The sequence below is a fragment of the Paenibacillus sp. PAMC21692 genome (assembly GCF_014303795.1).
GTDB lineage: Bacteria > Bacillota > Bacilli > Paenibacillales > Paenibacillaceae > Pristimantibacillus > Pristimantibacillus agaridevorans.
The window spans coordinates 3,989,471-4,003,685 of sequence record NZ_CP060293.1 but is presented as its reverse complement, the minus strand read 5'-3'; the positions used below and the strand labels follow the sequence as shown (position 1 = coordinate 4,003,685).

At 50.4% G+C, this 14,215-nt stretch carries 14 protein-coding genes; 8 read left to right on the top strand and 6 right to left on the bottom strand.

Annotated features, from left to right (window positions below; all coding sequences use genetic code 11):
- Positions 1-202: 202 nt before the first annotated feature.
- Positions 203-1,228: a dienelactone hydrolase family protein gene (locus tag H7F31_RS15805; RefSeq protein WP_187104964.1), complete on the bottom strand. Its 1,026-nt coding sequence runs from the start codon at positions 1,226-1,228 to the stop codon at positions 203-205.
- A gap of 228 nt (positions 1,229-1,456) precedes the next feature.
- Between H7F31_RS15805 and H7F31_RS15800 the strand changes: the two genes are divergently transcribed.
- The 6 genes from H7F31_RS15800 (at position 1,457) to H7F31_RS15775 (ending at position 7,184) form a co-directional block, all read left to right on the top strand.
- Complete coding sequence (locus tag H7F31_RS15800) at positions 1,457-2,107, top strand: GntR family transcriptional regulator (protein ID WP_187104963.1); 651 nt, start codon at positions 1,457-1,459, stop codon at positions 2,105-2,107.
- Positions 2,108-2,308: 201 nt separating this feature from the next.
- The gene (locus H7F31_RS15795; protein WP_187104962.1) at positions 2,309-3,130 is read left to right on the top strand and encodes a metallophosphoesterase family protein; all 822 of its coding nucleotides are present in this window, start codon (positions 2,309-2,311) and stop codon (positions 3,128-3,130) included.
- 42 nt (positions 3,131-3,172) lie between these two features.
- The gene (locus H7F31_RS15790) at positions 3,173-3,958 is read left to right on the top strand and encodes a tyrosine-protein phosphatase (protein WP_187104961.1); all 786 of its coding nucleotides are present in this window, start codon (positions 3,173-3,175) and stop codon (positions 3,956-3,958) included.
- Between the two features lie 30 nt (positions 3,959-3,988).
- Entirely contained in the window at positions 3,989-5,314 is a 1,326-nt protein-coding gene (locus H7F31_RS15785) for an ABC transporter substrate-binding protein (RefSeq protein ID WP_187104960.1), read from the top strand.
- A gap of 58 nt (positions 5,315-5,372) precedes the next feature.
- The gene (locus H7F31_RS15780; RefSeq protein ID WP_187104959.1) at positions 5,373-6,341 is read left to right on the top strand and encodes a carbohydrate ABC transporter permease; all 969 of its coding nucleotides are present in this window, start codon (positions 5,373-5,375) and stop codon (positions 6,339-6,341) included.
- Between the two features lie 24 nt (positions 6,342-6,365).
- Positions 6,366-7,184, top strand: a complete 819-nt coding sequence (locus H7F31_RS15775; RefSeq protein ID WP_187104958.1) for a carbohydrate ABC transporter permease — start codon at positions 6,366-6,368, stop codon at positions 7,182-7,184.
- A gap of 42 nt (positions 7,185-7,226) precedes the next feature.
- On the opposite strand, the gene H7F31_RS15770 is transcribed toward H7F31_RS15775, so the two are convergent.
- The 4 genes from H7F31_RS15770 to H7F31_RS15755 all read right to left on the bottom strand — a co-directional run bounded on the left by H7F31_RS15770 (position 7,227) and on the right by H7F31_RS15755 (position 11,098).
- Positions 7,227-7,919 carry a hypothetical protein gene (locus H7F31_RS15770; protein ID WP_187104957.1) on the bottom strand — a complete coding sequence of 231 codons (693 nt, stop codon included), beginning with the start codon at positions 7,917-7,919 and terminating at the stop codon, positions 7,227-7,229.
- Between the two features lie 281 nt (positions 7,920-8,200).
- Complete coding sequence (locus H7F31_RS15765) at positions 8,201-9,223, bottom strand: tRNA dihydrouridine synthase (RefSeq protein WP_187105382.1); 1,023 nt, start codon at positions 9,221-9,223, stop codon at positions 8,201-8,203.
- Between the two features lie 240 nt (positions 9,224-9,463).
- Complete coding sequence (gene sigK / locus H7F31_RS15760) at positions 9,464-10,162, bottom strand: RNA polymerase sporulation sigma factor SigK (protein ID WP_087566344.1); 699 nt, start codon at positions 10,160-10,162, stop codon at positions 9,464-9,466.
- Between the two features lie 192 nt (positions 10,163-10,354).
- Positions 10,355-11,098 carry a phytanoyl-CoA dioxygenase family protein gene (locus tag H7F31_RS15755; protein ID WP_187104956.1) on the bottom strand — a complete coding sequence of 248 codons (744 nt, stop codon included), beginning with the start codon at positions 11,096-11,098 and terminating at the stop codon, positions 10,355-10,357.
- Positions 11,099-11,265: 167 nt separating this feature from the next.
- Here H7F31_RS15755 and H7F31_RS15750 point away from each other — a divergent pair, with 167 nt between their 5' ends.
- Positions 11,266-12,096: an AraC family transcriptional regulator gene (locus H7F31_RS15750; protein ID WP_261800438.1), complete on the top strand. Its 831-nt coding sequence runs from the start codon at positions 11,266-11,268 to the stop codon at positions 12,094-12,096.
- A 248-nt stretch (positions 12,097-12,344) separates the two neighbouring features.
- Here H7F31_RS15750 and H7F31_RS15745 read toward each other — a convergent pair whose 3' ends face one another.
- Positions 12,345-13,181 (bottom strand): phytanoyl-CoA dioxygenase family protein, encoded by an 837-nt coding sequence (locus H7F31_RS15745; protein WP_187104954.1) that lies wholly within the window; start codon positions 13,179-13,181, stop codon positions 12,345-12,347.
- Between the two features lie 125 nt (positions 13,182-13,306).
- On the opposite strand from H7F31_RS15745, the gene H7F31_RS15740 reads away from it, so the two are divergent.
- Positions 13,307-14,215 carry an AraC family transcriptional regulator gene (locus tag H7F31_RS15740; RefSeq protein ID WP_187104953.1) on the top strand — a complete coding sequence of 303 codons (909 nt, stop codon included), beginning with the start codon at positions 13,307-13,309 and terminating at the stop codon, positions 14,213-14,215.

The following is a 14,215-nucleotide window of genomic DNA, read 5'->3' as shown; positions in this document are numbered from 1 at the left end:
TTCCCCTGCCTTCGTTTCTCATCGTTTAAGTGGATGATAGATTTCCTGCAAAGGATGACAGATATCGCGAATAATGACTAGCACCAAATCGTAACGAAAACATCAATATTGCATGTTCATCCCGCTCAAAAGCTTAAAATTTCACAATCTTAAAAAATCACGGTCCCCTCTGCGCACGAGACCATGTTACGTTGGATATTTATTATGTTAGTGTCTCTTTTAACCAATCGTAGGCTTGCCTTCCGCTAATTTCATGAACGCCCGGGAAAACGTCTACCGCCAAGCGATCACTGGCTCCTTTTGACTCATAAATTTCGTGAATGGCAGATGCTGCGCGTCTAAAGCCCTCAACAGGAAAGATCGGATCCCTCTCACCGGACTCCAAAAACAACGGACGGGGGGCGATTAATCCGATGAGCTCAGGAAGCTCTGCATGACGAAGAATGCCCGGCGTATAATTATCAATACAATGATGCACAGCCAAAATACTGTCTTTAAACGTGTTAGTAAAGCCCGTCAACACAGTCGCACGAATGCTCGGTCTAAGAATAGACGTGATGAAAGCAATTAATCCTCCTCCGGAGAAACCCATCACGCCGATTCGTTCTTTATCTACTTCCGGTCTACCTGCTAGATACGCATAAGCTCTAAGCGATTCTGCAACTCGAAGTCCCGTCAACGTCTTGCCTAGCATCATAAGCTCAGTCGATAATCTGTAACAAGAGCTCGGCGCATTGGGATTGACCGCCAAATCCGCATGCAGCCGACGCTCGCCGAAGCCGATCACATCGGGTGCAATGACCGCCATCCCTCGACGCGCAAGCTCCAAAGCAAAATGCTGGTGGATGCCCGGCACCCCGCTATCGGGCGAACCATCTGGCAAGAGGCCTACAATTTCGCGGCTGCCATAGCCGTGTCCATGCAACGCCAATACGCCAGGAAGAGCCCCTTCTGCATGTTTTGGCAGAAGAATATAGGCGCCAAAGCTTAAGCCCGGCGTCGCGGAAAGCTCAATCCTTTCCCGAATATAATCATCCAGTTCCACACGCTCCAGAAGCTTAGGCTTGAATGTCGCATTTGGCGCAACGGAGCCTATCAGCTCCTGCAAGGCTTCTTTCAACATTCTGCTGCGTTCGTCCGAGCCCACCGTTGCTTTATGATTCTGATGTTGTTCTATAGCCTCATTGTACAACTGCTCCAGCAGACTATCTCCATTCCATGAATACATCTTCAACTCACCCCATGTCATTATTACTCCGTCTAGTTTATCTCCTCACTCTATTAGCCGAAATGACGATATTTTACGATAGGTTTTAATTGTAACGAAAAAGAGAATGATCGAACACCAATAGTTATCCTAGTTGCGCTTCGATGTCTGGTTGTCAGCAATTAGGTTGTTCCCTTATACTATTGAGTATTGCAGGTATGAACTGCTCGAGAATAGAGGAGCCATCTTATGTCCGAAATACCGCTTGTCGATAAAGCTTACCAATCTATACGCCAACAGCTTCTGGACGGAGCGCATCTGCCCGGAGATTTGTTCTCGGAGAGCGATCTGGCCGAGAAACTCGGCATGAGCCGAACCCCGGTCCGCGCCGCCGTATCGCTGCTCGAAAAGGAAGGGTTCGTCCAAACGCTGTACAAACGGGGCATTCTGGTCAAAGGCATCGACATTAAAGATCTGTATGATATTTTCGATTTGCTGGGCGCGTTGTATTCGTTCGCCTTGGACCGAATGGCTCAGGGCATGTACGAGCTGGACTTAGAGGCGATGCAATCGCATTACGACCGGCTCGTGAAGGCAAGCGAGGAGCAGAAGTACCGCGAGTATTACGAGAACGGCCTGATGTTTATGCGTACGCTGCTTACGGCTCTGCAGAACCGGTATATGATCGATACGTTCGAGCTGCACAGGGATAAGCTGCTGTACTTTGTCGTCGCCTACCGATTGACGAAGGGCAATAACCGCCCATATACGGGGAGGAAGCTGTACAAGGAAATTCTGGATCATCTCTCTAATCAGAACTATATGGAAGCCAAAACGATCATTCATCAGCATTCGCGCAATATGCGCGAGGATTTGCTTCGCCACGGTTATATGACTTGATTAATCCGAATGCACGCCTGCTCCATTATATGCCATCACTTTCATAGCCTTCGGCGCATGATGCGCCGAGGGCTTTTTTGTATTTCTCGTAAATCGGGGGCGGCTCGTTTATAAAATCTAATTATTCATTTAACATTAGCCTTACATACAACAACTATTATTCTTGTATGCAAGATAAAAAGCCAAATGGAGGGAAATCAAATGAATCCAATCAAATTCGTTCACCTCACCGACACGCACATGAACGCACCGCACACGGAAGGGCCGTTCGTCAAATTCAATCTGGCGGATAAAGTCAGACAGGTCTTCGCGCATATTCAGCAGAATCGCGTCAATCCATCGTTTGTCGTCATTACGGGCGACTTGTCGCATGAAGGCAACACGGAGGACTACGAATACATTCGCGAGCTTGTCGATGAAGGATCGTCCTCGCTCGGCATTCCGGTCTACGTCGTGCTCGGCAACCATGACCATCGCGCTCCGTTCCGCGAAGGCTACTTGAAGGAAGAGCCGTCCGAGCAGCCGTACTACTACAGCCATACGATTCAAGGTCTTCGTCTCATCGGCCTGAATTCTCAGACTCCAGGGCACCATTATGGCCGTATCGACAACGAACAGCTCGCATGGCTGGAGGAAGAACTGAGCACGCCGGCCGAACGCGGTACGATTATCGCCCTTCACCATCCGCTGCTGACGATCGAATCGATGCCGGCTGAGCATGTGCTGGCCGACCGCGAGCAGTTGGGCCAAGTGCTAGCCGGAACAGACGTTGTCGGCATCGTGGCGGGCCATGTTCATACAAACAATGTCGGCACGTACAACGGCATTTGCAGCATCGCGGCGAACGGCACGGCGTTTACCGGCGAGTTGGCGGACGATGACCACTTCAGCATGGTGGACTATTGCAGCTACAATGTGGTCAGCGTCAATCCGGAAGGCGTGGCGGTACAGACCGTTGTCATGCCGGGGGGCCGGGAGGAATATCTTCGTTTCCCGCTTGCCTTGCTTGCCGCTCAGCACTAATCGCTCGTCCCATCCAAAAATATTCGACAGGGAGCCCTAACCATGACTAATGAATTAATGCCAGCTTGCCTACTCCCCCTTCAGGGGGTACATAATTTCCGCGATATGGGAGGCCTTCGCACGATGGATGGCCGTACGGTCAAACAAGGGCTCTTGTTCCGCGCCGCCGAGCTGACCGGCCTAACGCCTGACGATCATCTGGCCTTAGAGGCGATCGGCCTCAAGAATGTGTTCGATTATCGCAACCGGGCGGAAGCCGAGAAGAAGCCGGATCCGCAGATCGGCCAAGCGGTCAATCTCCGAGTCCCCGCGAATGCGGGCGCCGAGGATCAGCCGGATTTGGACCTTGCCCAAATGTTCGCGCAAGGGCTGCATAAGCAATTCTCGAAGGATATGCTGGACCGTCTCTACACCGATCTTCCGATTCGAAACGCTTCGTACAAGCAATTGATGGAGCTGTTGAAGTCGCCGGCATCGAATTTGCCGCTCGTTCATCACTGCGCCGGCGGACGTGACCGTACCGGCATCGGCAGCATGCTGATCTTGCTGACATTGGGCGTTCCGTACGAGACCGTGATGGAGGATTATCTATTGTCCAATGTGACGCTGGCCGGGTTTCATCGGCAAATGTTCGATATCGCGGCCCAGTATGTGAGCATGGACGATCTGCGCGAGATCGAAGCTGCGATGAAGCTGCAGGAGCGCTACCTGAACGCGTCGCGAAACCGTATCGATCAGGAGTACGGCACCTTCGAGAGGTACCTCGAAGCCGAATTCGGCATTGATGACGAGTTGCGTCAACACATTCAAGCCTATTGCCTGGAATAGTCCAACAATGAGATCTGGAGGAATCGATTAATGAAACGAATTGCGAAACGAACAATGACGCTTCTCTCGTTAGGCGCCATGATCGGACTCAGCGCTTGCGGCGGTGCAAGCGGCGACAACGTCTCGGCGACGCAAGCGGAGATGGGGACGCTTGATCCGGCCAACCCGACGACCGTTGCCTTCTATTCGTACAGCCTCGCCTATCCGACGATGAAGCCGGGGATGGAGCAGCTGATCAAGGAATTCAACGACACGATCGGCAAGGAGAAAGGCGTTATCGTCGAGGGCGTGCCGGACGCGACGATGCAGCAGTATAAAGCGGATATCTCGGCCGGCAAGTCGGTGGACATCGTCCAGCATCCGTTCGGCACGCTCGACAGCTCCCGCATAAGCCTTGGCTTCAAGGCTTATGAGGACACGTTCCCGCAAGAGGAGCTTGAAACGCATCTGGAGGGCATATCGCCGAACGCGCTCGAGCTGGGCAAGATCGACGGCAAGATGTACGGGCTGGCGTTCACGTTCAGCACGCCGATCGTGTTCATTAACGGGAAGCTGTTCCAAGAGGCAGGGCTCAATCCGGAGCAGCCGCCCGAGACATGGGAAGAGATTAAAGCAGCCTCTCTTCAGATCAAAGAAAAAACCGGCAAGGACGGCTTCGGCCTAGCGCCTAGCAACGGCTGGATAACGGAGGGGCTCATCCTCAGCAACGGCGGACAAGTCTTGTCAGACGACCGCAAAGAGGCGCGGTTCGCAGGCCCGGAAAGCACTGAAGCGATCAGCATGTGGAAGGACCTGTACCAGAATGGCGCATCGGCTGCCGGCACGGAAGCCGAGCTCTCCGAGCAATTTATGGCGGGCAATCTGGGCATGTACGCTTCCTCCACGGCGCTCCACAGCGGCGCGAAGCAAGCGGCTGACGCAGGCGGTTGGAAGCTGTACGGTGCGGGCATGCCTCGGTTCGCCGACCAGGAAGCCGTTCCCGTCAACTCGGGCAGCGTGCTGGCCGTGCGGCCGGACAGCGCCAATAAAAACGCGGCGGTATGGGAATTCATCAAGTTCGTGACCGGCGACAGGGGCTACACGATCATTACGTCCCAGGTCGGCTACTTGCCGCTTCGCACGGGGCTGGCCGATGATCCGAACGGCCTGAAGGACTTTGTCGAGCAAAATCCGCTGTATAAGATCAACCTGGAGCAACTGAAGAAAATCAAACCGGTGGCAATCTGGCCGGGCGACAACGCGACCGAAATCGCAACGTTGTTTACGGATGCCATCGTCAAGGCCATTACATCGGACGATGATGTCGCGGATACATTGACCAAGGCGCAGGACGCAATCAATGGCATGATCCAGTAATGAAGCCATACAGCAATACTCGGCAAGACGCAGGTCTTTGGACAAGGAAGGGATCGCGATGAGCAAAACAATGGAAGAATTGTACTCCCCCCTTGCGAAGGGGAAACAGAAGGCGGCTGCGCGCCATTGGAACAGTTCCAAGTTCTGGCGCAAGCTAAAGCCCTACCTCTATTTGCTGCCGGCGGCCATCCTGCTTGGAATCTGGATGTACAAACCGTTGATCAATACATTCTATCTGGCCTTCCACAAGTGGAGCATGGTTCCGGGCACGGACAAGCTGTTTGTCGGCTTCGATAATTTCACGCGGCTGCTGCAGAACGAAGCTTTCGCCGGAGCGATCGGCAACACGGTTTTCTATACGCTCGGCTTGCTGCCGTTCTCGATAGCCATCCCGCTCGTACTCGCCGTTGTGACGAACCAGATGAATCCGCGCATGAAAAATTTTTATCGCGCGCTGTTCTTTATTCCCATGATTCTAGCGCCGGTGTCCGTAAGCGCCATATGGCGGTGGTTGTTCCATCCGTCCAACGGGATCGTCAACCATCTCTTGCTTAAACTCGGGTTCGTTCAGGAACAGATTGCATTCTTCTCGGATGCGTCTTGGGCGAAGTGGATCATCCTGCTGATTACGGGCTGGAAGATGCTCGGATTCAGCACGATTATGTTCGCTGCCGCCTTGACCGGCATTAACCGGGAATATTATGAGGCCGGAGCGATCGACGGAGCCGGCAGCTTCCGCCAATTTTTGTACATTACGGTTCCGCTCATGTCGCCTATGATTCTGTTCATGCTGACGATGAGCCTGCTGTTCTCGAGCCAATGGACGTTCGCGTATATCGATATTCTGACGACGGGCGGTCCTTACGGCACTTCGACGAACATTTATTACGAAATGTACCGCTTCGCGTTCTCGAATTTGAACGTCGGCGTCAGCTCGGCGGCCGCCATGCTGTTCTTTGTCCTATTCGGGCTGATTGCGCTGTCGCTAAATGCCGTATCCCGCAGGTTCGCCTTTTATGATAATTAACGCTTCAAAGGAGATTGGCCAATCATGAATAAACGGTCTCAGGTTCTTTCGATGTTCCAGCATGGAGCGCTTGCTCTGATGTGCGCGGCAGCCATCATCCCGTTGTATTGGATGGTCATCTCCTCGCTCAAGAACGAGTCGGAGATCTTTACCGCCAGCTTGTTCCCGCTTCAGCCGACATTCGGGAATTACAGCTACGCTTTCTCTCAGATGCCGATCGTGCGGATGATCTTCAACTCGTTCGGCGTGTCTATCCTGATGACGGTGCTGCAACTGGCAACGGGCCTGCTCGCCGCTTACGCGCTCGTAAGGTGGAGGTTCCGCGGGAAATCGCTTATCTTCGCCCTGCTCAGCGTGACCTGGCTCATTCCGTTCCAGGCGATCATGATCCCGAACTACGTCCTCATCAACGATATGGGACTGAACGAAACGTTGCTTGGCATCGTCTTGCCATTCAGCGTCTCCACGTTCGCCATTCTATCGCTGTATCAGGCGTTCCAATCGTTCCCGGGCGTGCTGATCGAGGCGGCATGCATCGACGGGCTGAGCGACTGGGGCATTCTCACCCGGCTCATCCTGCCGAATATCCGCTCCACCGTGGCATCGCTAGGCATCATACAGTTCATCAATGCGTGGAACGAATATTTGTGGCCGATGCTGGTAACCAAGGATATGAATAGCGCGCCGATTCAGATCGGCCTGAAGCTGTTCGTCAATTCCGACACGAACATGTGGGGGTCGCTCATGGCGGCGACTACCGTGTCCTGCCTGCCGATCCTGCTCATCTACCTCGTGCTTCGCAGGCAGATCGTCGACTCGTTTATTCGATTTGGCATCAAGTGAATGTAGATGAACAGAAATAGCCCCGGACGCGAGAGTCCGGGGCTATTTCGATTCAAACCGATGGTGCCGATCGAGATCAAATCCTCTAGATAATTTATAGTACGACCACCACAGTGACATGATAAAGGTTAGCTCGAAGGCATTGGTCACGGCCGAGCTCTCCACGGGGATAGTAATCGCGCTGCCCAGCAGCATCAGCAAGACGCCTGCCAGCATCCAACCCCATCTTTGTTTCACGAACACCATAATGCTAATAACCAACAATATTAGAATGACGACGATTACCATAATGGGCGGACCCGAAGCCTCTAGGCTTCCGTATCGAAGCACGCCATACTCGCGAATGGGTATGAATGTCTTGTGCGTCGTTTCGTACACCTCGAACGCGATTAACCCTAATGTGACTATGCCTGCTATGTATCTTGCGCGTGTGTCCTTCCTGTATGACCGAAAGGATTGTATTTGTTCAATCACCCAACATCCGAACAAAACAAGTGTCGGCGTAAAAAAGGCATGACTCCAAAAACGCGATAAATTCAGCGATTCTAACAAGGGTCCTTCTCCGATAAACTTACCTGAAGCAATGACGGCATTATCCCAAACAAGGGCAACCGTCACCATCAGCAAGAATATCGATAGCGAAAACCCTCCCTCTTTTCTCAATATATAAAACAATCCCCATATTGCCAGAAGCAGATACACAAAGGCGTAACCAAAATATAAAACCGTATCCAATTTCTCACCTCCCAAAAGTGATTTTCTACTACTAGAGTACCCAGCTTACGCTCCGGTCAACCTTCGAATATCGCGGGAGAGCTTAACATTATAATATCGGCTACCACTAGCGTTGCAAAAGATTCGTGTCGCTTAGTATTCTTAGAGTTAACTCGTCCATTTTCATCCTCACCTTTGACGAAATTGAAAAACAGACTGCCCTAAGCGAGCAGTCTGTTATTGTTATAACTTATTTCTTCGCCTTAAAAATCTCATGATACAGCTTCATAAGCGCCCGCTTCTCAATTGCTCACATAGCTCCGACTAATCCCCAGCTCCTTCGCAATATTAGTAAAGTTTTGTAGCACTTGACGTACTTCATCTGTTGACTTCGTTTGCATGAGCTCATTTTTCAACTCATCTGCCTTATCAAATCCATTAATATATATCTTGAAAAACCGAAGTAAATGAACAAATGGTCTCGGTTCTAGTTCTGTTGCATATTTATCATATAAATCAATATGGTAGTTTAATAACTCCATTTTTTCGTCTCTGCTATGCTCTCTAGGTGTTTTCTCAAAAGCAAATGGATCTTTAAATATACCTCTACCGATCATAATTCCATCAATTCCATATTGTTCTGCCAGCATTAAGCCTGTTTTTCGATCAGCTATATCTCCATTAATCGTTAATAATGTATGGGGTGCAATCTGATCACGAAGCTGTTTAATTTCAGGAATAAGCTCCCAATGAGCAGCCACCTTGCTCATTTCTTTCTTGGTTCGTAGATGAATAGAAAGATTTGCAATATCTTGTCGCAATATATGTGATAACCACTCACGCCACTCATCAACATGTGTATAGCCAAGTCTGGTTTTTACACTTACAGGTAATCCACCTGCTTTAGTAGCTTGTATAATATCTGCTGCAAGCTTAGGTTGTAGAATAAGTCCGCTACCCTTAGCTTTAGCTGCGACGTTATGAGCAGGACAGCCCATATTAATATCAATGCCTTTAAATGCAAGCTTAGCTAAACCTATGCTCATTTCCCTATAATAATCAGGGTTATTTCCCCAAATATGCGCAACCATAGGCTGTTCATCTTCTGTAAAGTATAATCTCCCACGTTCACTATATATAGCATCTGGATTACAGTAACCTTCAGTACTTGTAAACTCAGTAAAAAAAACATCAGGTCTACCCGCTTTACTCACAACATGACGAAACACAACATTAGTTACATCTTCCATAGGAGCAAGTACAAAAAACGGTTTAGGTAATTCCCCCCAAAAATTTTCAATCAACTTTAATTCCATTCCTCTCATCAGCATACGATAACCGCTAAAATAAACACCATTATAACATATTTTTATCATGCAACTATTAAGTTTGCCGGCAGCCAATGGTCTGAGCACTATACTATTCATAGCCAACCAAAACACTCTCATGTGTCTAGTACGTAACATGAAAAACCAAACGACATCTCTGCCATTTGGTTTCATTTTTTGAAGTTACATCAACTGATACATATATTACTAACGGTATTCTGTGTGTTGGGGCAATTATCACTTCTTCACCTTATAAAACTCATGATACAACTTCATCAGCGCCCTTTTCTCAATCCGCGAAACATAGCTCCTGCTGATTCCGAGCTCCTTCGCAATCTCCCGCTGCGTCCGCTCATCTCCGCCATGCACCAGCCCGAAGCGGCCGATGACGACTTCCTTCTCCCGATCATCCAATATGTCCAAATTCTTGTAAATCTTGCTCTTCTCGATCTTGAGCTGCACTTTATCCGCCACGTCATCGGACTCCGTGCCAAGGATATCGATCAGCGTGATCTCGTTCCCCTCTTTGTCCGTGCCGATGGGATCATGCAAGGATACGTCCTTGCGCGTCTTCTTCAAGCTGCGAAGATGCATAAGTATTTCGTTTTCGATACAACGGGCGGCGAAGGTCGCGAGTTTGGTGCCTTTGCCCGTTTGGAAGCTTTCGATCGCTTTGATTAAGCCAATGGTGCCGATGGAGATTAAATCTTCGAGGTCTTCGCCGGTGTTGTCGAATTTTTTAACAATATGGGCGACAAGACGCAAATTATGTTCGATCAGGATGTTGCGCGAGTCTCCGTTGCCTTCTGCCATAAGCGCGAGATGTTTGGCTTCTTCTTCTTCCTTGAGCGGTTGAGGGAACGCGTTGTTTTTGACATACGAGACTAGCAGAGTCAGCTGTTTAATAAACAAAGCAATTGCCGAGAACAATCCCATCCTTTGTACACCCCCATGCTGTATTGGCAGAACCGCGGATGAAACGAACGCCGAATCTTCGTTTCGCGTTTCCGGCCCTTGCCCACTAGAACGTCAGTTGTACATTGTATGTAGGCGAGGGCCCATGTGTGCCTGTACGTAAGGAATCCATCTTGTAAACGGCAAAATCGACATACATCACATTTGCGCTAACTAGTATAAAGGATATTTCTGACGCAAGTCCTCGCGGTGAAGAACATTGGAATCCTCTCGAATATAGTGGCATACGTAAGAGCGGCGCCAGCGATCTTTGCTTCGGTTTTTGTTGGATGAATGGATGAGAAGCTCACTGAAAAACAGGATATCTCCCTTTTCCATGACAACCGGGATTTGCCGGCTCGTATCGACGCCTTCCGTCTCCTCGGTCCACGATTCGTGTTCTTCGATATTTTTGACCGCGCCATGCGGCAGCAGTCCCAGCTTGTGCGTACCCGGCATGACCCACAAACAGCCGTTTTCCTCATCAACGGATTCCTCCATTGCCGTCCAAGCAGCAATCATCGTCATAGGGTCGTTTTTAATATAATAATAATCCTGATGAGACGCTTGGCCGGGAGAGCCGGGTTCTTTGTAAAAATACATGCTCTGCACGCATACGGCTTCCTTGCCCATCAACTGCGCCAATGCTCCGCGTACGATATTGTTTTTCATAAGCTGCCTGGAGAAGCTGTCATGTTTATGCGGATTGAACAGGCGCAGCGAATATTTTTTGCTCTCTTCGACGGCGGCCCACTCTGGCATCGGGGATTGGTTGCGAATATCGTAGATGTGTCCGTTAAAGGCATCGATTAAATCCTCGCTCATTCCCTTTTTGAAGAGATAATACCCCTGCTCCCTAAAAAAGTCGACATTCTCTTGGCTTAACGGTTGGATTGACGCTGTATACTTGTTAGTCATTTGTTATTCCCTCCAGGATATTAAGGATTCTCTTGATAGAGAAAGCTTACAGCGAGCGCCCCAACTCCACAATGGATACAATTATCGGATATGTGTCTATAATTGACATCACTAATAAACATGGAATACGATGATGACAATAGCAGCGACGAAAGGAAGACAAGATGATGCCGGATTCAGCATTACCCCGTCCCATTAGCCTTGACCATGTACAATCGGTCACAGCCGGATCGATCGTTTACCCGCCGGGCGGACGTTTCGGTCCCCGTATCCAGCAGGACATTCAATTAGTGTTGCTGCATTCTGGCGAGATGAGAGTTTCAATAGAGGGGCAAATGATGCAAGTGCAGCCAGGCCATGTCGTAAAGCTGATGCCCGGTTACGAAGAACGATTTGCATTCGCCGAGGATGAGGAGACGTGGCATCGGTGGATTGCCGTGCATGTCGAGGAATTGCCGGAAGAAACGTTAACGTTAATGGCAGAACTTCCTGTCGTACTCCCGTTGTCCGAAGAATTGAACCATCTAACCGATCTTCTATTGTCCGTCCAGCATCGAACATATCCCGGCGATCCGTTGCTTCGAACGTTAGGCTTGGCAGCGCTGCAATTATATCCGTTGGAATCCAAGCGCGTGACGGAACGGGAGAACCACTCGTCTGTGTACACAGCTATCTCGTGGATGAAAGAACATCTCATGGAGGAAATTTCATTAACCGACCTGGCATCCAAGGCCGGCGTATCTTCGGAGCATCTCGTTCGTTTGTTCCGGCATTACGAGAACGATACGCCTATCCATTATTTATGGAAGCTTCGCGTAAACAAGGCGATTGATCTGCTCGTCCATACGGGATTAACCGTCACGGAGATCGCCGAACGCTGCGGGTATCAAACGACTCATCATCTGGCCAGACAAATGAAACAAATGACAGGTCTTACCGCAACGCAAGTTCGCCGGAACTCGTGGAAAGGCCTAGGTACAAATCGTATACGTAGTTAAGTGTGTATGAAAATTCATACACAATCCGCCAAATAGGCTAGCACCTGGCCATATGGCTATCCAAAAAGTCAGTGAAAACGGAGTGCTGGACGCCCCGTTTTGGTTGAATGTTAAGTGGCAGGCATCCCCCTCGCCACTGTCATGAAAAAGCAGGTAAACAAAAAAGTTGGACGGCGCGTCTTTCCGCCCAACTTTTTATTTTTGAGACTTATTGGACAAACCCTTCTTTTTTGCTTTTCCTGTGCCTCTTACCGCTTATAGATAACCGGAAAATACTCATTAGAGAACGTTTGCCCCTGCACCGGTCTAGGTCCTAACAGCCGAATATTGTCATGGCGCTGGATTCCCGCACGATACCCGGTACCGCCTTTCATCACATGGGCGACGACCGACAGGCGTGGCTCGTTTGTCCGGTTCTGTCCCGAGCCATGGAACGTGAGCCCGTGATGGAAGCTTGCTTGCCCTGCTTTCAGGATACAAGGCTCCTCCACCCAGTCGCGGCCATCCGAATATTTGTGTTTCAGCTCTTCCATATTTTGATTGAAGAACGAATCGCTGTCCGGCACCAATCCCCACCTATGAGATCCGACAATCGTCATCATGCCTCCGTTGGTCAAGTCCGTATCCTGCAGAGCGATCCAGACGGTAATCATATCGGAGGTATCCGAGCATTGCCAATAGCCGTAGTCCTGATGCCAGCCGACATTGCCGGCCTTCGTTGCTTTGCCTCCGATTCCAGGCTTGTAGATGACTTGGTCGTGCCACAATCGAATTTCGTCCGTCTCCAGCAAGTCGGCAGACAACTCTCCAATCAGCGGATCCGTGACGACAGCCCGAATTTCGTCGTTAATCCACCAGCCGTTGTCCAGCTTGCGTAGCGCATCCGGATTGTCGCTTAATCGGAAGTGGTTCATCGGATAAGCGTCGCCGTCGTAATCCCCGCTCCAAATGCGCTCATGCGCTTGGCGCAATCGTGCGATCTGCTCGTCGTCAATCAGCTTGGGGCTGATCCAGTACCCGTTGCGGGCGAAAATCTCCTTATCCGCTTGCGTAATTTTGTAGGTTCTCTCGGCTTGTGTTTGCATCAAAGCACCCTCCTTCAATTGGATGCCCTAAGCATACTACTCGAGCGATTCGTTTGACGTTCGCGCCGGTATTAAGTAGGATTAGAAACACGGAATAGTTATAGAAACAATCAGGACGGTGACTCATGGGAAAAACCGATGCCGATAAGTCTAAAGCCCGCTGGACATTTAACACTGAAATCGACCCGCCCGTGCAGCGTGTACCGGAACTTGTCATGCTTGGAAGCGATGAGCTCCGCAAAGCGGCGCCGCTATTTGAGCATCAACATCCCGGTTGCTATGAATTTGTGTTTATAGAAAGAGGCAAAGCGAGCTGGGAGCTTGAGGGCAGGCTCTTCGAAACCTATGCCAGCGATTTGTTCCACTCCAGACCGGGCGAGAAGCACCGCGGCGGATTCAACGCGATCGAACCCTGCAAATTTTGGTGGCTAATCATCGAAGCGCCTCATCGGCATGCCTGGCTTGGACTCCCACAGGAAGAAAGCCGTCTCGTCAGCGATGCGATCGAACGATTGCCTCGCGTAAAGCAGATCGGATTGTTCGCAGTGCAATCGTTCCAGAAGTTAAAAGATGCGATATCTTTGGAAAGCCCTCTCCGCAGTGTCGTTGTGCGCAGCGCGCTTCTCGATACATTGCTCGCCTTGATACAATCGGGCGCAAGAACGGATACGATCGCTCACGACTTGCTTCACCATTATGATGCGTTAATCGCCCGAATGGAGCGCGAACCGGAATGGCGGCCCACCGTCGACGAACTTGCCATGACGGCCGGCGTCAGCAGCTCCCACTTTTACCGAACTTTCCAAGCCTACACGGGAGAAGCTCCGACGGCATTTTCCGAGCGGCTCCGCGTTAAGGAAGCTTGTCGGCAGCTGACCGATACGGAGCATTCCGTAACGGATATCGCGTATCGGCTGGGTTATGCGTCAAGCCAGCATTTTGCGACTGTGTTCAAACGTTTTATCGGCTGCACGCCGTCTCAGTGGCGCATATCCGGCTCGGCGCGGGATAACTCCCCGAGAAGCCGCGGCTAG

Excerpts from the sequence above, each read along its gene's own strand:
- H7F31_RS15805 (WP_187104964.1), bottom strand. The coding sequence starts at position 1,228 with ATGTATTCATGGAATGGAGATAGTCTGCTGGAGCAGTTGTACAATGAG.
- H7F31_RS15800 (WP_187104963.1), top strand. The coding sequence starts at position 1,457 with ATGTCCGAAATACCGCTTGTCGATAAAGCTTACCAATCTATACGCCAA.
- H7F31_RS15795 (WP_187104962.1), top strand. The coding sequence starts at position 2,309 with ATGAATCCAATCAAATTCGTTCACCTCACCGACACGCACATGAACGCA.
- H7F31_RS15790 (WP_187104961.1), top strand. The coding sequence starts at position 3,173 with ATGACTAATGAATTAATGCCAGCTTGCCTACTCCCCCTTCAGGGGGTA.
- H7F31_RS15785 (WP_187104960.1), top strand. The coding sequence starts at position 3,989 with ATGAAACGAATTGCGAAACGAACAATGACGCTTCTCTCGTTAGGCGCC.
- H7F31_RS15780 (WP_187104959.1), top strand. The coding sequence starts at position 5,373 with ATGAGCAAAACAATGGAAGAATTGTACTCCCCCCTTGCGAAGGGGAAA.
- H7F31_RS15775 (WP_187104958.1), top strand. The coding sequence starts at position 6,366 with ATGAATAAACGGTCTCAGGTTCTTTCGATGTTCCAGCATGGAGCGCTT.
- H7F31_RS15765 (WP_187105382.1), bottom strand. The coding sequence starts at position 9,223 with ATGAGAGGAATGGAATTAAAGTTGATTGAAAATTTTTGGGGGGAATTA.
- sigK (WP_087566344.1), bottom strand. The coding sequence starts at position 10,162 with ATGGGATTGTTCTCGGCAATTGCTTTGTTTATTAAACAGCTGACTCTG.
- H7F31_RS15755 (WP_187104956.1), bottom strand. The coding sequence starts at position 11,098 with ATGACTAACAAGTATACAGCGTCAATCCAACCGTTAAGCCAAGAGAAT.
- H7F31_RS15750 (WP_261800438.1), top strand. The coding sequence starts at position 11,266 with ATGCCGGATTCAGCATTACCCCGTCCCATTAGCCTTGACCATGTACAA.
- H7F31_RS15745 (WP_187104954.1), bottom strand. The coding sequence starts at position 13,181 with ATGCAAACACAAGCCGAGAGAACCTACAAAATTACGCAAGCGGATAAG.
- H7F31_RS15740 (WP_187104953.1), top strand. The coding sequence starts at position 13,307 with ATGGGAAAAACCGATGCCGATAAGTCTAAAGCCCGCTGGACATTTAAC.